Here is a 19,824-nt window from a genome sequence, read left to right as displayed (position 1 = left end):
GGCGCGACGTCCGGGCCGGCTGGCAGGCTGGACGACATGGATCTGCAGCACTTCCACGCCCTGCGCTCCGGCGTCGTCGAGACCGACGAGGGGCCGCGGACCCTGACCGTGCAGCCGCTCGGGGTGCTGCGGCTCCCGAGCGGGCGGCTCGAGGTGAGCGACTCGCTCGTGAACCTGGGGGAGGGCGTGCTGGTCGACGTGCCCGGGGGCGACCACCCGGTGGCGATGACCCTGGCCGACGTCTCCGACGCGCAGGACGGCTCGCACGTGCGGGTGGCGTACCTGTCGCTGGTCCTGGCGGAGGGCGAGCCCGCCGTCGTGGAGCGCGCCGCCGCGCGCGACGTGCCCGTCGACGCGGGCGTGGTGGGGTTCGTCGACGCCGAGAGCGTCGAGCGGGGCATGCCCGAGGACCGCTCGACCTGGTACGACGAGGTCTTCGACGGCTGGATCGAGCTGCTGCACTACCCCGACGACGGCGTCCACCGCGACGGCATCGACGTCGTGCTGCCCCGGGCGACCGCGGGGGAGAACGTCGTGCTCTCGAGCGCGGGCTGGGGCGACGGCGTCTACCGCGTGTGGCGGACGCTCGCCGCCGACGGCTCGCTCCTGGGCGTGCACGTCGACCTCGACGTCGTCGACGTGCAGGAGGACGAGCCCGTGCCGCCAGCGTCCCCCGAGGAGTCGGCGCCGGCGACCGTAGGCCTCCTGCGGCGGCTGTTCCGTCGCTGAGCGCACCTCAGCGCGCGAGCAGCACCTCGACGGCGTGGTAGAGCCACGGCACCGCGACGAGGACCGTCGGCACCACGAGGACGACGGCCGACACGACGCCGGACGCGACCGCCGAGGCACGCCGCGCACGCCGCGAGGCGGGGTCGCGCAGCCGCTCGAGGCGCACGAGCGCGTCGCTGCCCGCGCCGAGCGCGCCGGCCGGCGTGGAGCCCCCGGCGAGCGCGACGATGGCGCGCGCGAGCGGACGGTCGCCCGTGACCCGGCGTGCGGCGTCGTCGGCCATGAGCTCGACCATCACCTGGCTCTGGCGCAGCGGGGCGTCGGTGCGCAGGACGCGGGGGAAGGCGCGGTGCAGGACGCCGAACGCCTCGAGCACGAGGTCGTGCCGCGTGCGCACGTGCGAGCGCTCGTGCTCGAGCACCGCCTGCAGCGCCTCGTCGTCGAGCGAGGCCACCGCGCCGCTGGAGATGACGACGCGGGGGTCGCGCAGCCGGGGGATGCAGTAGGCCACCGGCGTCTGCTCGGCCAGCACGCGCACGGCCGGCAGGGCGCCGTGCGGCTCGCCCAGCAGGTCGACGAGCTCGCGGTGCCGCGCCCGGCGCTGCGAGGTCTCCCGCCACACCTGCCAGGCGGCCCACCAGAAGCGTGCCCAGACCAGGACGCCGATCCCCATGATCAGGACGTGCAGCACCACCCGCCACGGCGCGGGGTCGGGGTCGGTCACGAGCCAGAGCGCGGTGGACAGCGCCGCGCCGGAGATCGCGAGCACGGCCGCGAGCGCGAGCGACTGCCAGAGCACGATGCCCGCGGCCGGTGCGAGCCGGGGCCACGCCGCGCGCGACAGCAGCGCGGGGACCGGGAGGGCCAGCGCGAGGCCGATCGCGCCGAGCAGCAGGGGCGTCATGGCGTGCCCGGCGCCTCGATCTCCTCCAGCGCCGCGCGCAGGGCCGCGGCCTCGGCCGGGTCGACCGTGCGCGCGAAGTGCACGAGCGCGGCGGTGCGGTCGCCCGAGCTGTCGAGCGTGGCGTTCAGGAGCTCGGCCGTGGCTGCCTCGCGCGAGAGCGCCGCGGTGTACCGGAACGCCCGCCCGTCACGCTCCCGGCTGACCATCTCCTTGGCGCCGAGCCGGTCGAGCACCGTCATGACGGTCGTGTAGGCGAGGTCGGCGGACCCGCCGGCCTCGAGCCGCTCCTGCACCTCGCGGACGGTCAACGCGCTGGTGGCGCGCCACAGGACGTCCATGACGGAGCGCTCGAGGGAGCCGAGGGAGCGGGAGGACGGGGGCATGTGACCTAATCTACTACGTGATGTAGGAGTTTGGCTTGCCGGGACGCCGTAGCGAGTCCTACGCTCGGTAGTAGTTACTACGGCATGTAGTAGTTCACGCAGCGGAGGCGTCGCATGGAAGCGCTCGACATCGCCCGGTGGCAGTTCGGCATCACGACCGTCTACCACTTCTTCTTCGTCCCGGTCACGATCGGGCTGGTCTTCCTCGTCGCCATGCTCCAGACCGCGTGGCACCGCACGGGGAACGAGAAGTACCTCCGGCTCACGCGCTTCTACGGCAAGCTCTTCCTGATCAACTTCGCTCTCGGCATCGCGACGGGCATCGTCCAGGAGTTCCAGTTCGGCATGAACTGGAGCGACTACTCGCGCTTCGTCGGCGACGTCTTCGGGGCGCCGCTGGCGATCGAGGGACTCCTGGCGTTCTTCCTGGAGTCGACCTTCCTCGGGCTCTGGATCTTCGGCTGGGACCGGCTCAGGCCTGCGGTCCACCTGGCGTGCATCTGGCTCGCGGCGATCGGCACCGTGCTCTCGGCCTACTTCATCCTTGCCGCCAACTCGTTCATGCAGAACCCGGTCGGCTACCGCATGGACGAGGAGTCCGGCCGGGCCGAGCTCACGGACTTCTGGGCGGTCATGACCAACAAGGTCGTGCTCGTCACCTTCCCGCACACGATCTTCGCGTGCTTCATGGTGGGCGGTGCCGTGGTCGCCGGCGTCGGGCTCTGGCAGATGCTGCGCGGTCCGCGTCGCGACGACGAGGAGGAGCGCGAGGCCTTCCGGACCGCCGTGCGCCTCGGCGCCGTCGTGCTCCTCGTCGCCGGCGCCGGGACGATGGTCTCCGGAGACTTCCAGGGCAAGGTCATGACCGAGGTGCAGCCGATGAAGATGGCGGCGGCGGAGGGGCTGTACGAGGACGAGGCGCCCGCGTCGTTCTCCCTGCTCACCGTCGGCACGCTCGACGGCAGCGAGCCGCTGTTCGAGGTCAAGATCCCGCGCCTGCTGTCCTTCCTGGGCACCGGCACCTGGGACGGCGAGGTCCGCGGCATCGACTCGCTCCAGGAGGAGTACGAGCAGCGGTTCGGACCCGGCGACTACGCGCCGAACATCCCGGTCACCTACTGGACGTTCCGAGCGATGATCACCGCGGGCGGACTCGCGATGGTCGGTGGCGCCTGGCTGCTCTGGGCCACCCGACGGCGGCGCCTGCCGTCGCTCGCCACGTGGGAGGGACGCTGGCTGCTGCGCACCGCCGTCGTCCTGCCGTTCCTGCCGCTCGTGGCGAGCTCGTTCGGGTGGATCTTCACCGAGATGGGCCGCCAGCCCTGGGTCGTGTTCGGGCTCATGGAGACCTCGGCCGGGGTGTCGCCGGGCGTGAGCGCGGGCGAGGCGCTCACGACGCTCGTCGGCTTCACCGCGCTCTACGCGGCGCTCGCCGTCGTCGAGTTCCGCCTCCTGCTCACGTACATCCGCAAGGGCCTGCCCGACGCCGACCCGCCCGAGCTCGTCGACGACCCGGACGCCCCGCTCGCGTTCGCCTACTGACCGCCCACCCCCTGCCCCAGGAGACCGTCATGGAGCTCACCACCGTCTGGTTCGTGCTCATCGCCGTGCTGTGGATCGGCTACCTCGTGCTCGAGGGGTTCGACTTCGGCGTCGGGATGCTCACCGCCGTGCTGGCCCGCGACGAGAAGGAGCGGCGCGTGCTGCTCAACACCATCGGCCCGGTGTGGGACGGCAACGAGGTGTGGCTCATCGTCGCCGGCGGCGCCACGTTCGCAGCGTTCCCCGAGTGGTATGCCACGTTGTTCAGCGGCTTCTACCTGCCGCTCTTCGTCATCCTGGTCGCGCTCATCCTGCGCATCGTCGCGCTGGAGTACCGCAGCAAACGTCCTGCCATGGTCTGGAAGCGACGCTGCGACGTCGGCATCCTGATCGGCTCGGTGGTGCCCGCGGTCCTCTGGGGCGTCGCCCTGGCCAACCTGGTGCGCGGCGTGCCGATCGACGCCGACAAGGAGTTCGTCGGCTCCGTCGTCGACCTGCTGAACCCGTACGCGCTGCTCGGCGGCCTCGTCACCCTCACCGTCTTCCTCGTGCACGGCGCCGTGTTCGTCGGCCTGAAGACGGTCGGCGACATCCGCGAGCGGGCGCGTGCCCTGGCCCTGCGCGTCGGGGTCGTCGCGGCGGTGCTGGCCACGGTGTTCGTCGGGTGGACAGCCGGCCGGGACGGCGACGCCGTCGTCTGGGCGGCCGGTGCCGTGGCCGTGGCGTGCTTCGCCGCCGCTCTCGCGGCCGCGTCGGCCCGGCGTGAGGGCTGGGCGTTCGTCGGCACGGCGCTGTCGATCGCCGCGGTCGTGGTGATGCTCTTCACGGCCCTGTTCCCCGACGTCATGGTCTCCTCCCTCGACCCGGCCTGGAGCCTGACGACGACGAACGCGGCGTCGACGCCCTACACGCTGACGATCATGACCTGGGTCGCGGCGGCCTTCACGCCCCTGGTCGTCGGCTACCAGGCGTGGTCGTACTGGGTGTTCCGGCGCCGGATCGGGACGCACCACATCCCCGACGACGTCCTGGCCCCCACCTCCTGAGCGCCCTCGACCACCGGATGCTGCGGACATGAGACCCCTCGACCCCCGGCTGCTGCGCCGGTCCCGACCCGTGCGGCGCTTCCTCGTCGCCACCGTGCTGCTCGGCCTGGTGGCCGCGGTCGCCGTCGTCGCCCAGGCCTGGCTGCTCTCGGCCACCGTCGTCGCCCTCGTCGACGGCGCAACGCCGACGTCCGTGGCCGCGGCGCTCGCAGGCGTCTTGGTAGCGCGCGGCGTGCTCGCGTGGGCGCAGGCGACCACCGGCACCCGCGCCGCGGCGGCGGTCAAGGCCGGGCTGCGTCACGACCTCGTCGAGGCCGTGCTCGACCAGCGACGCACCGGCCCCGCGCCGTCGAGCGCACGCGTCGCCACGCTGCTCGACACCGGGCTCGACGCCCTCGACGGCTACGTGGCCCGCTTCCTGCCGCAGGTGGTGCTGACGGCCCTGGTCCCGGGGGCCGTGGTCCTCACGCTGCTCGCCGTCGACCCGCTGTCGGCGCTGATCGTCGTGCTCACGCTGCCGCTCGTGGTGACCTTCCTCGTGCTGGTCGGCATGGTCACCCGCGACCGTCTCGACGGTCGCTGGACCGAGCTGCAACGGCTGGGTCGCCACTTCTCCGACGTGCTCGCCGGGCTGACCGTGCTGACCGGCTTCGGGCGCGACTCCGGCCGCGGGCTCCGTGAGGTGGGGGAGCGGCACCGTCGCGCGACCATGACCTCGCTGCGCACCGCGTTCCTGTCGTCGTTCGTGCTCGAGCTCTTCTCGACGCTGTCCGTCGCCCTGGTGGCGGTCGCCGCCGGCCTGCGGCTCGTGACCGGCGACCTCGACCTCGCGACCGGGCTGCTCGTCATCGTGCTGGCCCCGGAGGCGTACCTCCCGCTGCGTCGGCTCGGCACGCTCTTCCACGACAGCACCCAGGGCCTGGCGGCGGCCGACGAGGCCCTCACGCTCCTCGACGGCGAGCAGCGGACGGGCCACCTCCTGGTCGACGGTCCCGCGCCGGTGGACGTGCACGACCTGGTCGTCGTCCACCCTGGGCGCGAGCGGCCCGCCCTCGAGCTGCCCGACCTCACGCTGCGGCCGGGGGAGTTCGTCGCCGTGACGGGGCCGTCCGGTGCCGGCAAGTCGACCTTGCTCGCCGCGCTGCTCGGCTTCGCGCTGCCGACGAGCGGCTCCGTGCGGGTCGGCGGCCTGCCCGTGGTCGAGCTCGACCCGGACGCCTGGCGGCGCCAGGTGGCCTGGGTCCCGCAGGATCCGCACCTGCTCGCCGGCACCGTCTCGGACAACGTCCGGCTCGGCCACCCTGCGGCCTCCGACCAGGCGGTGCTGGCGGCACTGGCGGACGCAGGAGCCGCCGACCTCGCTCCCGGACGCGAGGTCGGCGAGCAGGGACAGGCGCTGTCGGCGGGGGAGCGGCGCCGCGTCGCGGTCGCCCGGGCCCTCCTGCGGGTGCGCGACGGCGGAGCCTGGCTCGTGCTGATGGACGAGCCGACCGCCGGTCTCGACGCGGATCGGGAGAGCACCGTGCTGGGGACGCTCTGCCGCCTGCAGGAGTCGGGCGACGTGACGGTCCTCGTCGTGGCCCACCGCGCCGAGACGGTGGCGGCGGCGTCGCGGGAGCTCCGCGTGGACCGTCCGGTCGAGGTCGTCGAGCCTGTACCGGCGACGGAGGCGACGCCGTGAGCCGCCGGTCGCGCCTGCTCGCCTCGTCACGCGCCCGGCTCGCCGCTGGCGGCACGCTCGGCGTGCTGGCCCAGCTGAGCTCGCTCGGGCTGCTGCTCACGTCGGGATGGCTGGTCGTCCGCGCGGCGGAGCAACCGCCGGTGCTCTACCTCATCGTCGCCGTCACCTCGGTGCGGATGTTCGGGGTCGCGCGCGCCGCGCTGCGCTACGCCGAGCGGCTGCTCACCCACGACGCCGCCCTCGCCCGCGGGATCGACCACCGCGTGCGCTCCTACGAGGGACTCGCCCGCGTGATGCCCACGGCCGGCGCGACGCGTCGTGGCGACGTCGTCCACACCGTCGTCGCCGACGTGGAGGCGCTGCAGGACGGTCTGCTGCGTCTGCGGCTGCCGTGGGTCTCGGCCCTCGTGACGTGCGCGGTCACGGTCGCCGTCGTCGCGCTGGTCCTGCCGATGGCGGCCGCGGCGCTCGCCGCGTTCGTCGGGACGGCCCTGCTGGCGGCGCGCGTGGTCGTCCCGAGGCTCGCCGGCGCCGAGGGCAACGCCCCGGCGGCGCTCTCGCCCGACGTGACCGAGCTCGTGCTGGCGGCGCCCGACCTGGTCGCCTACGGGTCGGCGCGGGGCCGTGACGTCCGCGCGCACGCCGCCGTCGACGCGATCGCCCGCCAGGACCGGCGACGAGCCTGGGCCGGAGGTCTGGGCTCGCTCGTGGTGCTCGTCTCCTGTGCGGCCTGCGTGCTCGCCACCGCGCTGCTCACGGCCGACGCGGGTCTCACCGGTCCGCTCGTCGGCGTGCTGCTCCTCGCGCCGGTCGGGCTGGTCGACGTGCTGGACGCCGTGGCGGAGGCCGAGCGGCTGCGACCGCGCGTGCAGGCCGCACGCCGCAGGCTCGTCCTGCTGGAGGAGGGCAGCGACCCGATGCCGGCCCCGGTCGACGGTGCGTCCCGGCCCGACGGCTTCGCCCTGGACCTGCAGGACGTCACGCTCGGCTGGGACGGCGACCTCGTCCGCGACCTGACCGTGCACGTGCCCGAGGGCGCGCGGGTGGTCGTCACCGGCCCCAGCGGCTCGGGCAAGAGCACGCTCGCGGCCACGTTGTCCCGGTTGGTCGCGGCCCGGAGCGGGACGGTGCGGCTGGGGGGCGTCGACGTGCTCGACCTCGACCGCGAGCAGGTGCGCGCCGTGGTCGGCTGGATGCAGCAGGACACCGTCCTGTTCGACACGACCGTGCGCGAGAACCTGCGCGTCGCGGACCCCCGCGCCGACGACGCCACGCTCTGGCGTGCGCTCGGCCGCGTGCGGCTCGCCGACACGGTCGCCTCGTGGCCCGACGGGCTCGACACCGTGCTCGGCGAGGGTGGCTCGCGCGTCTCCGGCGGGGAACGGCAGCGGCTCGGCCTCGCCCGCATGCTGCTGGCCGGACACCGCGTCCTCGTGCTGGACGAGCCGACCGAGCACCTCGACGGCGAGACCGCCCGCGCCCTGCTCGACGACGTCGACGCCCTGGCGCCCGAGCACACCGTCGTCGTCGTGTCGCACGCCCCGGAGGTCGTCGCGCGGTACCCGCAGCGGGTCGACCTGCAGCCCTCGCCGCACCGACGTCCTAGGGTGGTCCGGTGACCAACACCGAGCTGCTCGTCGCCCTCATCGCCGTCGCCGTCGTCGTCCTCGGTGGTGGAGCCGCCCTCCTCGTGCGCCGTGGTCGGGGCGAGCTCCCGCCCCCGCGCGACCTCGACGCGATCACCGAGGAGTACATCGAGCACCCCGAGCACCCGGAGCCCCACCTCCCGTCGGAGGACGAGGAGCCGCCGTTCGAGGAGGTCCCTGCCGACGAGAAGGACCAGCCGGCGGCCCCAGCCGCCCCGACGACCACGGTCGAGCGCCCCGAGCCGGCGCAGGGGCGTCTGGTGCGCCTGCGCGCCAGGCTGGCCCGCTCCAACTCCTCGCTCGGCCGCGGCCTCCTCGCGGTGCTCGGCCGGGCCGACCTCGACGACGCCGCCTGGGAGGAGCTCGAGGACACGCTCCTCGCCGCCGACGTGGGCGTCGGTCCCACGACCGAGCTCGTCGACCGGCTTCGCACGCGGGTGCGCGTCGAGGGCATCACCGACCCCGAGGCCGCACGTCGGGCGTTGCGCGAGGAGCTCGTGGCCCTCGTCGACCCCACCCTCGATCGCTCGCTCGCGCTGCAGGGTCCCGAGGGCACGCCCGGCGTCGTGCTCGTCGTGGGGGTCAACGGCACCGGCAAGACCACGACGGTCGGCCGGCTCGCGCGCGTGCTCGTCGCCGAGGACCGCAGCGTCGTGCTCGGTGCGGCCGACACGTTCCGCGCCGCCGCGGCGGACCAGCTCAGCACGTGGGGCCAGCGCGTCGGCGTCGACGTCGTGCGCGGTCCCGAGGGCGGCGACCCCGCCAGCGTCGGCTTCGACACCGTCAAGCAGGGCCTCGAGACCGGCGCCGACGTCGTCGTCATCGACACGGCGGGTCGCCTGCACACGAAGGCGGGCCTGATGGACGAGCTGGGCAAGGTCAAGCGCGTGGCCGAGAAGCAGGCACCCGTGACCGAGGTCCTGCTCGTCATCGACGCGACCACCGGCCAGAACGGGCTGCGCCAGGCGCAGGTCTTCGGCGAGGTCGTGGAGGTCACCGGCGTGGTGCTCACCAAGCTCGACGGCACGGCCAAGGGCGGCATCGTCGTGGCCGTCCAGCGCGAGCTCGGCGTCCCGGTCAAGTTCGTCGGTCTCGGCGAGGGGGCCGACGACCTCGCGCCGTTCGACGCCGAGGAGTTCGTCGACGCCCTGCTGGCGTGAGGACGTAACACGCCCGTAACGCAGCGGCCGAACTCGTGACCTGAGCGAAACGCGACGCTGCCGCAGAGGTAATCCCCGACGTCCATCGTGTGACGTGGCGCTGCCGGGAGGCGCGCCGTCCCATCACGTCTCACGGAGGTTCCATGGATACCGGCGACACCGCCTGGATCTTGGCCAGCGCCGCACTGGTGCTGCTCATGACGCCCGGGCTCGCGTTCTTCTACGGGGGCATGACGCGCGCGAAGAGCGTGCTCAACATGATGATGATGAGCTTCGCCGCGCTGGCCATCGTGCCGGTGCTGTGGGTGCTCTACGGCTACTCGTTCGCGTTCAGCCCCGGCGGCAACAGCCTCATCGGCGGCGTCGAGCGGCTCGGGTTCCTCAACATCGGCGTGAACACCGCCTACGGCACGATCCCCGAGTTCGTGTTCGCCGGGTTCCAGCTGATGTTCGCCATCATCACCGTCGCCCTCATCAGCGGCGCGATCGCCGACCGTGCGAAGTTCGCCGGCTGGATCGTCTTCGTGGTCGTGTGGGTCAGCGTCGTCTACTTCCCCGTCGCGCACTGGGTCTTCGACTTCGGCGACAACGGCGGCTGGATCGCCACCAAGCTCGAGGCCGTCGACTTCGCCGGTGGCACCGCGGTGCACATCAACGCCGGTGCGGCCGGTCTGGCCCTCGCCCTCGTGCTCGGCAAGCGCACCGGCTGGAAGCGCGACCCGATGCGGCCGCACAACCTGCCGTTCGTCCTGCTGGGTGCCGGTCTCCTCTGGTTCGGCTGGTTCGGCTTCAACGCCGGCTCCGCGGTCGGCGCGAACGGCCTGGCCGGTCTCGCCTTCGTCAACACCGCGGTGGCCACCGCCGGTGCGATCGTCGGCTGGCTCGCCTACGAGTTCCTCAAGGAGAAGAAGGGCACCAGCCTCGGCGCCGCGTCGGGTGCCGTCGCCGGCCTCGTCGCCATCACGCCCGCCGCCGGTGCGCTGTCGCCGTTCGGGTCGGTCATCCTGGGCCTCGTCGCCGGCGTCGTGTGCGCGGCAGCGGTCGGCCTCAAGTGGAAGCTCGGCTTCGACGACTCGCTCGACGTCGTCGGCGTGCACCTCGTCGGAGGCCTCATCGGCACCATCCTCATCGGCTTCCTCGCCACGACGGCGCCCGGTGGCGGTGCGCCCGTCGACGGCCTCTTCTACGGTGGCAACGCCGAGCTGCTCGGCAAGCAGGTGCTGGCCGCCGTCGTCGTCATGGTCTTCTCGTTCGTGCTCACGTACATCATCGGTAAGTTGATCGACATGACGATCGGCTTCCGCATCGACCCGGAGGACGAGGTCTCCGGCATCGACCAGGTCGAGCACCTCGAGTCCGCGTACGACTACACCGGCGGTTCCGGTGGTTCGCCCTTCAAGACGGGAGTCTGATGATGAAGCTCGTGACCGCGGTCATCAAGCCGCACAAGTGGGAAGAGGTCCGCGAGGCCCTCGCGTCCGCCGGCGTCGCCGGCATGACCGTCACCGAGGCCAGCGGCTACGGCCAGCAGAAGGGCCACACGGAGGTCTACCGCGGGGCGGAGTACGACGTCACCCTCGTGCCGAAGATCCGTCTGGAGGTCGTCGTCGACGCCGCCGACGTCGAGACGGTCGTCAGCACCATCACGGCAGCCGCCCAGACCGGCAAGATCGGCGACGGCAAGGTGTGGGTCGTCCCCGTCGACTCGGTGGTGCGCGTGCGCACCGGCGAGACCGACGAGGCCGCCCTCTGACCCCTCGCCCGACCCCGCCGCAGCCCACGACCGCACCGGTCGTGGGCTGCGGTGCGTCCTGGCTGGTCCGGTGCGGCAGGCTGGTGCCGTGAACCACCCGCCGAGCACCGCCGCCGACCGACGCCGCCGGGCCGACGACGCCGACCGCCTGGTCGCCGACGCGTTCACGGCCGCGGTCGGGCCCGACCCCACAGGCCTGGTCGCCGTCGCCGTCGGCGGCTACGGGCGACGCGAGCTCTCGCCGTCCAGCGACCTCGACGTCGTGCTGCTGCACGACCCCGCCGTCCCCGAGGAGCGGGTCCGCGAGGTGGCCGAGGCGCTCTGGTACCCGCTCTGGGACGCGCGCATCCCGCTCGACCACTCCGTCCGCGACGCCGTGCAGATGCGCGCGACGGCAGCGGAGGACCACCGCGCCGCCATGGGCATGCTCGACGCCCGTGCGGTGGCCGGCGACGCGGGTCTCGTGCTCGCGCTGCGCTCGCACGTGCTGGCCGACTGGCGCCGCGAGGCGCGCACCCGGGTCGAGGACCTGCGGGCCGGGCGTCGCCAGCGGCTCGAGCGCTCGGGCTGGCTGGCCTACGCCGCGGTGCCCGACCTCAAGGAGTCCGGGGGAGGGCTGCGCGACGGCGTCGACCTGCGCGCCCTCGTCGCGACGTGGCTCGTCGACGTGCCCCACGCGGAGGTCGAGGAGCTGCGCTCCGCACTCCTCGACGTGCGCGACGCCCTCCACTCCAGCACCGGACGGCGCACCGACCGGCTCGCGATGGAGGACGTGCCGGCGGTCGCCGAGGCCGTCGGGATGGAGCCGCAGGCCCTCGACCTGCACGTGCGCCACCTCGGACGACGCATCGCGCACGTCGCCGACGTCACCTGGCGACGGCTCGACGCCGTCCTCGCGCCCCGGGCCAGCCCGCGGCCCCGGCCCGGCCTGCGGCGCAGCGGCCCTGCGGTGGTGCAGGTCGACGCCGGCGTCGGCTGGCTCGGCGACGAGGTCGTGCTCACCGCCGACGCCGACCCGCGCCGCGACCCCGCCGTCGCGCTGAGGGCCGCCGCCGTCGCAGCCCGGGCCGGACTCCCGTTCGCGGCCGGGACCGCCCAGCGCCTCGCGCGCGACCTGGGTCGGCTGGAGGAGCCGTGGCCGGCCGCGGCCCGCCGCTCCCTCGTCGACCTGCTCACCGCGGGCCACGGTCTCGTCGAGGTGTGGGACGAGCTCGACATCGCGGGCGTCGTCGACCACTGGCTTCCCGAGTGGGCCGACGTGCGGCTGCGCGGGTCGAGCTCGCCGGTGCACCGGTTCACGGTGGACCGGCACAGCGTCGAGACGTGCGTGGTGGCCTCGACGCTGCGCCGCGACGTCGCGCGCCCCGACCTCCTCGCCGTCGCCGCGCTGCTGCACGACATCGGCAAGGGCAGGCCCGGCGACCACAGCAAGGTCGGTGCGCCGATGGCGGAGGCCGTCGCGCTGCGGTGGGGCTTCCCGCAGGCCGACGCCACCGTCGTGGGCAGGCTGGTGCGCTGGCACCTGCTCCTCGGCACGGTCGCGACCCGTCGCGACATCGAGGACCCGGCCACGGCGGCCAACGTGGCCGAGATCGTCGGCGACGCCGCCTTCCTCGACCTGCTGTCCAGCCTCACCCAGGCCGACGCACGCTCCACCGGCCCCACGGCCTGGACCTCGTGGCGGCGCGGCCTGATCGAGGGCCTGGTCGCCAAGACCCACCAGCACCTCGCGGGCGCCGCGCCCGCGACCACGTCCGACGCCTACGAGGGCTGGCCCGCCGAGCTGCCCTTCCCGTCCGCCGACGCCCTGGCACGTGCGCGTGGGGGCGAGGTCGGGCTCGACGTCGTCGACCACCACGGCGGGTCGCTCGTCACCGTCGTCACCGCCGACCGGCCCGGGGTGATGGCCCTCATCGCCGGTGGACTGGCGCTCCAGGGCCTCGCCGTGCGCTCGGTGCGCGTGGTCACCCAGGACGACGCGGCCGTCTCGCTGTGGGAGGTGGCTCGACCCGGCCTCCTGGCCAGCGCGGTGCGCGAGCGTCTGCTGCCCGTCCTCGCCGGCGAGGTGCCGCTCGAGCGACGCATGACGCTCACCCCGGTCGAGGGACTTCCTGCACGCGTCAGGGTGCTGCCGGGCCTGTCGGAGTCGGCCACCCTCCTGGAGGTCCGGGCCGCGGACCGGCGCGGACTCGTGTGGACCGTCTGCGCCGCGATCTCCGCCGTCGACTGCTCGATCCGCTCGGCGCACCTGTCGACCTACGGCGACGAGGCTCGCGACGTCTTCTACGTCGTCGACGCCGACGGCGAGCCGCTCGACGAGGCGGCCACCCGTCGGCTGCACGAGGCGGTCGACGCGGCACTGGTCTGAGGAGGCCGGTCTGGGCAGGCTGGTCTGGGCGGGGTCGTCGGCGTCGCCGGGCCCGCTCGGTAGGCTGGAGCCCATGTTCGACTCCCTGCAAGACCGCCTCCAGTCCGCGTTCAAGAACCTGCGCGGCAAGGGACGGCTCAGCGAGGCCGACATCGACGCCACCGCGCGCGAGATCCGTCTCGCCCTGCTCGATGCCGACGTCGCCGTCCCGGTGGTCCGCGCGTTCACCGCGCGGGTCAAGGAGCGTGCGCTCGGCGTCGAGGTCTCCAAGGCGCTCAACCCGGCGCAGCAGGTCGTCAAGATCGTCAACGAGGAGCTCGTCACGATCCTCGGCGGCGAGACGCGCCGCGTCCGGTTCGCGAAGAACCCGCCGACCGTCATCATGCTCGCCGGCCTCCAGGGAGCGGGCAAGACCACGCTCGCGGGCAAGCTCGGCCGCTGGCTGAAGGAGCAGGGCAACAGCCCGATGCTCGTGGCCTGCGACCTGCAGCGCCCCAACGCGGTCACCCAGCTGCAGGTCGTCGGTCAGCAGGCCGGCGTCACCGTGTTCGCCCCCGAGGCCGGCAACACCGGCGGCGGCGACGGCGGGGCCGAGGGCACCCGCTCCGTCGGCGACCCCGTGCAGGTCGCCCGCGACGCGATCGCCGAGGCCCGCCGCACCCTGCACGACGTCGTCGTGGTCGACACCGCCGGACGTCTCGGCATCGACGCCGACCTCATGCAGCAGGCGCGCGACATCCGCGACGCGGTGAACCCCGACGAGGTCCTGTTCGTCATCGACGCGATGATCGGCCAAGACGCCGTGCAGACGGCCGAGGCGTTCGCCGAGGGCGTCGACTTCACCGGCGTGGTGCTCACCAAGCTCGACGGCGACGCCCGGGGCGGTGCCGCGCTGTCGGTCCGCGAGGTCACCGGCCGGCCCATCATGTTCGCCTCCACGGGCGAGAAGCTCACCGACTTCGACGTCTTCCACCCCGACCGCATGGCGGGCCGGATCCTCGACATGGGCGACATGCTGTCGCTCATCGAGCAGGCCGAGAAGGTCTACGACGCCGAGCAGGCCGAGAAGGACGCCGAGCGCATGCTCGGTGGCACCTTCACGCTCCAGGACTTCCTCAAGCAGATGGAGACCCTCTCGAAGATGGGGTCCATGAGCAAGCTCATGGGCCTGCTCCCGGGCATGGGCCAGTTCAAGGACCAGATCGCGAACTTCGACGACCGCGAGCTCGACAAGGTCAAGGCGATCATCCTGTCGATGACGCCGAAGGAACGTGACGACCCCAAGATCATCGACGGCTCGCGCCGCGCCCGGATCTCCAAGGGCTCGGGCACCACGGTGCAGGACGTCAACCAGCTGGTCACCCGCTTCTTCGAGGCGCGCAAGATGATGCAGCAGATGGCCAAGGGCGGAGGCATGCCCGGCATGGGCGGCGTCCCCGGCATGCCCGGTGTCGGCAAGCGGGCCGGTGCCCGGCAGAAGCCGCAGAACCAGAAGAAGAAGGGCAAGCGCGTCTCCGGCAACCCGGCCAAGCGGGCCCAGGCGGCCCAGCAGAAGCCCGCCACGAAGGACGGCGCCGAGGCGTTCGGCTTCGGCGGCCAGCAGGGTGCCCAGGACTTCGAGCTGCCGAAGGAGCTCAGGGACTTGCTCTGAGCGGCTCGTCCGGCAGACCGTTGCTCGGAGCAACGTAGTCTGACGTCGTGCTGATCCCGCTCCTGCGCCGCCACCTGCGGCCCTACCGCGGACCGATCGCCGTGGTCGTGCTGTTCCAGCTGGCGCAGACGATCGCCAACCTCTACCTGCCGGGACTCAACGCCGAGATCATCGACGACGGCGTCGTGCGCGGCGACGTGGGACGCATCTGGACCACGGGCGGGGTGATGCTGCTCGTCACCGTGCTGCAGGTGGCCTGCACGGTCGTCGCCGTCTACGTGGGGGCGCGGGTGGCGATGGCCCTCGGCCGCGACCTGCGCGCCGGGGTGTTCGACGCGGTCGAGGGGTTCGCTGCGCGCGAGCTCGCCCACTTCGGCGCGCCGACGCTGGTCACCCGAGCCACGAACGACGTGCAGCAGGTGCAGCTGCTCGTGTTCATGGCGCTGACGCTCCTGGTGTCGGCCCCGATCATGGCGGTCGGAGGTGTCGCGATGGCCCTGCGCCAGGACGTCGAGCTGTCCGGCCTGCTCGTCGTGGTCATCCCCGTCCTGGTGGTGGCCGTCGGTCTCATCATCCGCACGATGCGTCCGCTGTTCCGCCAGATGCAGGAGCGGATCGACGGCCTCAACGACGTCATGCGCGAGCAGATCCAGGGCATCCGCGTCGTGCGCGCCTTCGCGACCGAGGAGCGCGAGGCCGAGCGCTTCGCGCGGGCCAACCAGGCGTACGTCGACGTGGCGGTGGCGGCGGGGCGCGTGATGGCGTTGATGTTCCCGACGGTCATGCTCGTCATGAACGTCTCGGTCGTGGCTGCCACCTGGTTCGGCGGCTACCGCATCGCGTCGGGCGACCTGCAGGTCGGCACGCTGACCGCCTTCCAGAACTACCTCGTGCAGATCCTCATGGCCGTCATGATGGCGACCTTCATGCTGATGCTCTGGCCGCGCGCGGAGGTGTCGGCGGAACGGATCACCGAGGTCCTGGAGACCGAGCCGAGCATCGTCGCCGCGCCGGACGCCGACGACACCCCGGTGGCCCGCGGCGCGCTGGAGGTGCGCGACGCCTCCTTCGCCTACCCGGGAGCCGAGCAGGACGTGCTGCACGGCGTCTCCCTCGTCGCCAGGCCGGGGGAGACCACCGCGGTCGTCGGGTCGACCGGCAGCGGGAAGTCGACGCTGGTCAACCTCGTGCCACGCCTCTTCGACGTGACCGCGGGGCAGGTGCTGCTCGACGGGCGGGACGTACGGACGATGACGCCCGAGGCGGTCTGGGCGGCCATCGGGCTCGTGCCCCAGCGCGCGTTCCTGTTCTCCGGCACGGTCGCGTCGAACCTGCGCTACGGCCGCCCCGACGCGAGCGACGCCGAGCTGTGGGCGGCGCTCGAGGTGGCCCAGGCGCGCGACGTCGTCGAGGCGTTGCCGGAGCGGCTCCAGGCGCCCGTCTCGCAGGGCGGCACCAACTTCTCCGGTGGTCAGCGCCAGCGGCTCGCGATCGCGCGTGCGCTGGTGAAGCGTCCGCTGGTCTACCTGTTCGACGACTCCTTCTCCGCGCTCGACTACGCGACCGACGCGGCCCTCCGGGCGGCCCTCAGGCCGCTGACCCGCGACGCCGCGGTCGTGACCGTCGCCCAGCGCGTCTCGACCATCCGCGACGCCGACCGGATCGTCGTCCTCGACGAGGGCACGGTCGTCGGCACGGGCACGCACGGCGAGCTGATGGACACGTGCGCGGTCTACCGCGAGATCGTCCTGTCCCAGCTCAGCGAGGCGGAGGCCCGGTGAGCGGCGGACCACGCGGACCCATGGCGGCCGGGGCCATGGCACCTCAGCGAGCGTCGGACTTCCGGGGCACTGCGCGACGCATCGGGCGACGGCTGCTCCAGGACCGCGCCACGGTCACGGCGATCGCCGCGCTGGGTGTCATCGGCACGACCCTGTCCGTGCTCGGCCCGCGGATCCTCGGGCACGCGACCGACCTCGTCTTCAGCGGCTACCTGTCGACCCGGTTGCCGGCCGGCGCGAGCCAGGCCGAGGTGGTGGAGCGGCTGCGAGCCGACGGCCAGGACCGTCTCGCGGACGTGCTGCTGGGTGCCGACGTGCGCCCCGGGCAGGGCATCGACTTCACGGAGCTCGGCTGGGTGCTCGCGGGCGCGATCGTGCTCTACGTCCTGGCGTCGGGCTTCATGTGGTGGCAGGGCCGGCTCACCACCGCCGTCGTGCAGCGGATGGTCGGCGGCCTGCGCGACGACGTGGAGGCCACGCTGCACCGGCTGCCGCTCTCGTTCGTCGACGGCACGGAGCGTGGGGAGCTGATGTCGCGCACGACCAACGACATCGACAACATCGGCCAGTCGCTGCAGCAGACCATCAGCCAGCTGCTGACCTCGGTGCTCACGGTGGTCGGCACGCTCGTCATGATGGTCTGGATCTCGCCGCTGCTGGCCCTCGTGGCCCTGGCCACGATCCCGCTCGCCGTGTGGCTGACGCAGGCGGTGATGCGGCGCTCGCAGCCGCAGTTCGTCGCCCAGTGGGCCGCGACCGGGAAGGTGAACGGCCACGTCGAGGAGGTCTTCACCGGCCACGAGGTGGTCAAGGTCTTCGGCCGGCAGCGCGACGTCCGGGAGGAGTTCGAGCGCCGCAACGACGCCCTGTTCACGTCGGCCTTCCGCGCCCAGTTCATCTCGGGCGTCATCCAGCCGCTGATGATGTTCGTCTCCAACCTCAACTACGTGCTCGTCGCGGTGATCGGCGCGGTCAGGGTCTCGACCGGCAGCCTCACGGTGGGCGACGTCCAGGCGTTCATCCAGTACTCGCGACAGTTCACGCAGCCGCTCACCCAGATCGCGTCGATGGTCAACCTCCTGCAGTCCGGCATGGCCTCCGCCGAGCGCGTGCTGGCCCTGCTCGACACCGAGCCCGAGCGCCCCGACGTGGGAGCCGGTGGCGCGGCGCCGCTCGTGCCGACGCAGCCCGTGCGGGGTCGCGTGGTCCTGGAGGACGTGGCGTTCTCCTACACCGACGCGCCGCTCATCGAGGGGCTCGACCTCGTCGCCGAGCCGGGCGCGACCGTCGCGATCGTCGGACCGACGGGCGCGGGCAAGACGACCCTCGTCAACCTGCTGCTGCGCTTCTACGAGCTCGACGCCGGGCGCATCACGCTCGACGGCGTCGACGTCGCCACGATGGACCGCCAGGCACTGCGCCGATGCTTCGGTGTCGTGCTGCAGGACGCCTGGCTGTTCAAGGGCACCATCCGCGAGAACATCGCCTACGGCCGCGTGGGCGACGTCGACGACGCCGCCGTCGTGCGTGCAGCGGAGGCGGCGTCGGTCGACCACCTCGTCCGGACGCTGCCCGACGGCTACGACACCGTCGTCGACGAGGGTGGCGGAAGCCTCAGCGCCGGCCAGCGCCAGCTGCTCACCATCGCCCGCGCGTTCCACGCCGACCCGCCCGTGCTCGTGCTCGACGAGGCGACGAGCTCCGTCGACACGCGCACGGAGGCGCTCGTGCAGGAGGCCATGGGCCGGCTGCGCCGCGACCGCACGTCGTTCGTGGTCGCCCACCGCCTGTCGACCATCCGCGAGGCCGACACCATCGTGGTCATGGAGGCGGGGCGCATCGTCGAGCAGGGCGACCACGACACGCTCCTGGCGGCGGGCGGCGCGTACGCGCGGCTCTACGCGGCGCAGTTCGCCGGCACCGCCACGTGAGCGGTGCGGGGGAGCGGGTCAGCCCTCGCGCAGGAAGGCGTCGGCGCGGTCCTTCGGCCGGCCGATGATCGCCCGTCCGGGTCCGTCCAGCGTGCCGCGCACCAGCACGGGCCGCTGGAGCAGACGTGGGTGCTCGACCAGGAGGTCGGCGACCTGCTCGGGCGTCGTGTAGTCGGCGGCGTCCAGACCCTGGTCCTTGAAGAAGGCGTCCTTGCGCACGAGGTCGGCGGGCTCGTCCTCGAGCCGCTCCAGCAGCGCGAGCAGCGTGGCGCGGTCGAGCGGCTGCTTCAGGTAGCGCACCTCCTCGACCTCGACCCCCGCCCGGGCGGCGGACTCGAGCGCGTGCCGCGAGGTGGAGCAGCCCGGGTGGTGCAGGACGGTGACGTCGGCCATGAGGTCAGCGTAGCCACGCGGACCGACGGCTAGCGTGGGTCTCGTGAGCGAATCCGTCCGCTACGACGTCGACGACGCCGTCTGCACGATCACCCTGCACCGACCCGACGTCCGCAACGCCGTCGACGGTCCGACCGCCGCGGCCCTCCTGGCCGCCTTCGAACGCTTCGAGGCCGACGACGACGTCTCCGTCGCCGTGCTGCACGGCGAGGGAGGGACCTTCTGCGCGGGCGCCGACCTGTCGGCCGTCGCCGACCCCGAGCGCGGCCACGTGCTGGATCCCGACGGCCAGGGCCCGATGGGCCCGACCCGGATGGCGCTGACGAAGCCCCTCGTCGCCGCCATCGAGGGCCACGCCGTGGCCGGCGGTCTCGAGCTCGCGCTGCTCGCCGACCTCCGGGTGGCCGCGGAGGACGCCGTGCTCGGGGTGTTCTGCCGTCGTTGGGGCGTCCCGCTCATCGACGGTGGCACGGTGCGGCTGCCGCGCGTCGTCGGGCACGGCCGGGCGATGGACCTCGTCCTCACCGGGCGCCCCGTGGAGGCGCACGAGGCGCTGCAGATGGGCCTCGTCAACCGTGTCGTCGCCCCTGGACGTGCGCTCGACGTCGCCCACGAGCTGGCCGAGCAGCTCGCGGCCTTCCCGCAGGCCTGCCTCCGCGCGGACCGGGCGTCGGTGCTGGGGCAGTGGGACCTCCCGCTGGCCGACGCGCTGCGCGCCGAGGGTGCCGGCGGGCTGCCCGTCGTCGCCGCGGAGGCCGTCGCGGGTGCGGCGCGCTTCGTGGCCGGGGCCGGCCGGCACGGTCGCTTCGACGACGGTGGCCCGGACCGCTGAACGGGACGCGCGAGGCGATGTGGT

Annotated in this window: 16 protein-coding genes; 13 read left to right on the top strand and 3 right to left on the bottom strand. The window is 73.2% G+C overall.

All coding sequences use genetic code 11. From position 1 onward, the window contains the following. The first annotated feature begins 36 nt into the window (after window positions 1-36). Window positions 37-729, top strand: coding sequence for a DUF4241 domain-containing protein (locus tag QE370_RS15395; RefSeq protein WP_253027355.1), 693 nt, complete (start codon window positions 37-39; stop codon window positions 727-729). Window positions 730-736: 7 nt separating this feature from the next. Here QE370_RS15395 and QE370_RS15390 read toward each other — a convergent pair whose 3' ends face one another. Both QE370_RS15390 and QE370_RS15385 read right to left on the bottom strand, forming a co-directional pair. After that, entirely contained in the window at window positions 737-1,633 is an 897-nt protein-coding gene (locus tag QE370_RS15390; RefSeq protein ID WP_309634885.1) for a M56 family metallopeptidase, read from the bottom strand. Continuing rightward, on the bottom strand, window positions 1,630-2,016 hold the full coding sequence (locus tag QE370_RS15385) for a BlaI/MecI/CopY family transcriptional regulator (RefSeq protein WP_253027188.1): 387 nt from the start codon (window positions 2,014-2,016) through the stop codon (window positions 1,630-1,632). The genes QE370_RS15390 and QE370_RS15385 overlap by 4 nt, the downstream gene beginning before the upstream one ends. 114 nt (window positions 2,017-2,130) lie before the next feature. Between QE370_RS15385 and QE370_RS15380 the strand changes: the two genes are divergently transcribed. The 11 genes from QE370_RS15380 (at window position 2,131) to QE370_RS15330 (ending at window position 18,575) form a co-directional block, all read left to right on the top strand. Beyond that, window positions 2,131-3,558 (top strand): cytochrome ubiquinol oxidase subunit I, encoded by a 1,428-nt coding sequence (locus tag QE370_RS15380; RefSeq protein ID WP_309634884.1) that lies wholly within the window; start codon window positions 2,131-2,133, stop codon window positions 3,556-3,558. A gap of 29 nt (window positions 3,559-3,587) precedes the next feature. Next, entirely contained in the window at window positions 3,588-4,604 is a 1,017-nt protein-coding gene (cydB, locus tag QE370_RS15375) for a cytochrome d ubiquinol oxidase subunit II (protein WP_253027190.1), read from the top strand. A 28-nt stretch (window positions 4,605-4,632) separates the two neighbouring features. Then, window positions 4,633-6,285 (top strand): thiol reductant ABC exporter subunit CydD, encoded by a 1,653-nt coding sequence (gene cydD / locus QE370_RS15370; protein WP_309634883.1) that lies wholly within the window; start codon window positions 4,633-4,635, stop codon window positions 6,283-6,285. Continuing rightward, on the top strand, window positions 6,282-7,904 hold the full coding sequence (gene cydC, locus QE370_RS15365) for a thiol reductant ABC exporter subunit CydC (RefSeq protein WP_309634882.1): 1,623 nt from the start codon (window positions 6,282-6,284) through the stop codon (window positions 7,902-7,904). The genes cydD and cydC overlap by 4 nt, the downstream gene beginning before the upstream one ends. Next, on the top strand, window positions 7,901-9,091 hold the full coding sequence (gene ftsY, locus QE370_RS15360; protein WP_309634881.1) for a signal recognition particle-docking protein FtsY: 1,191 nt from the start codon (window positions 7,901-7,903) through the stop codon (window positions 9,089-9,091). Before cydC ends, ftsY begins: the two co-directional genes overlap by 4 nt. A 143-nt stretch (window positions 9,092-9,234) precedes the next feature. Beyond that, the gene (locus tag QE370_RS15355) at window positions 9,235-10,503 is read left to right on the top strand and encodes an ammonium transporter (protein WP_253027292.1); all 1,269 of its coding nucleotides are present in this window, start codon (window positions 9,235-9,237) and stop codon (window positions 10,501-10,503) included. 2 nt (window positions 10,504-10,505) lie between these two features. Further along, a complete protein-coding gene (locus QE370_RS15350) occupies window positions 10,506-10,844 on the top strand; it encodes a P-II family nitrogen regulator (RefSeq protein ID WP_067856575.1) in 339 nt (112 codons plus the stop codon). 88 nt (window positions 10,845-10,932) lie between these two features. Further along, entirely contained in the window at window positions 10,933-13,212 is a 2,280-nt protein-coding gene (locus QE370_RS15345; RefSeq protein ID WP_309634880.1) for a [protein-PII] uridylyltransferase, read from the top strand. A 73-nt stretch (window positions 13,213-13,285) separates the two neighbouring features. Further along, on the top strand, window positions 13,286-14,863 hold the full coding sequence (gene ffh / locus QE370_RS15340) for a signal recognition particle protein (protein ID WP_253027082.1): 1,578 nt from the start codon (window positions 13,286-13,288) through the stop codon (window positions 14,861-14,863). A 47-nt stretch (window positions 14,864-14,910) separates the two neighbouring features. Next, window positions 14,911-16,644 (top strand): ABC transporter ATP-binding protein, encoded by a 1,734-nt coding sequence (locus tag QE370_RS15335; protein WP_309634879.1) that lies wholly within the window; start codon window positions 14,911-14,913, stop codon window positions 16,642-16,644. Further along, window positions 16,641-18,575: an ABC transporter ATP-binding protein gene (locus QE370_RS15330; RefSeq protein ID WP_309634878.1), complete on the top strand. Its 1,935-nt coding sequence runs from the start codon at window positions 16,641-16,643 to the stop codon at window positions 18,573-18,575. Before QE370_RS15335 ends, QE370_RS15330 begins: the two co-directional genes overlap by 4 nt. Window positions 18,576-18,593: 18 nt before the next feature. On the opposite strand, the gene QE370_RS15325 is transcribed toward QE370_RS15330, so the two are convergent. Then, entirely contained in the window at window positions 18,594-18,968 is a 375-nt protein-coding gene (locus tag QE370_RS15325) for an arsenate reductase family protein (protein ID WP_253027079.1), read from the bottom strand. A 43-nt stretch (window positions 18,969-19,011) separates the two neighbouring features. Here QE370_RS15325 and QE370_RS15320 point away from each other — a divergent pair, with 43 nt between their 5' ends. Next, entirely contained in the window at window positions 19,012-19,800 is a 789-nt protein-coding gene (locus QE370_RS15320) for a crotonase/enoyl-CoA hydratase family protein (RefSeq protein ID WP_309634877.1), read from the top strand. The last annotated feature ends 24 nt before the right edge of the window (window positions 19,801-19,824 follow it).

The organism is Aeromicrobium sp. SORGH_AS_0981 (assembly GCF_031453195.1).
Classification (GTDB): Bacteria; Actinomycetota; Actinomycetes; order Propionibacteriales; family Nocardioidaceae; genus Aeromicrobium.
Note: the sequence above shows the minus strand (reverse complement) of the source record. Positions and strands in the feature narration are given on the sequence as shown.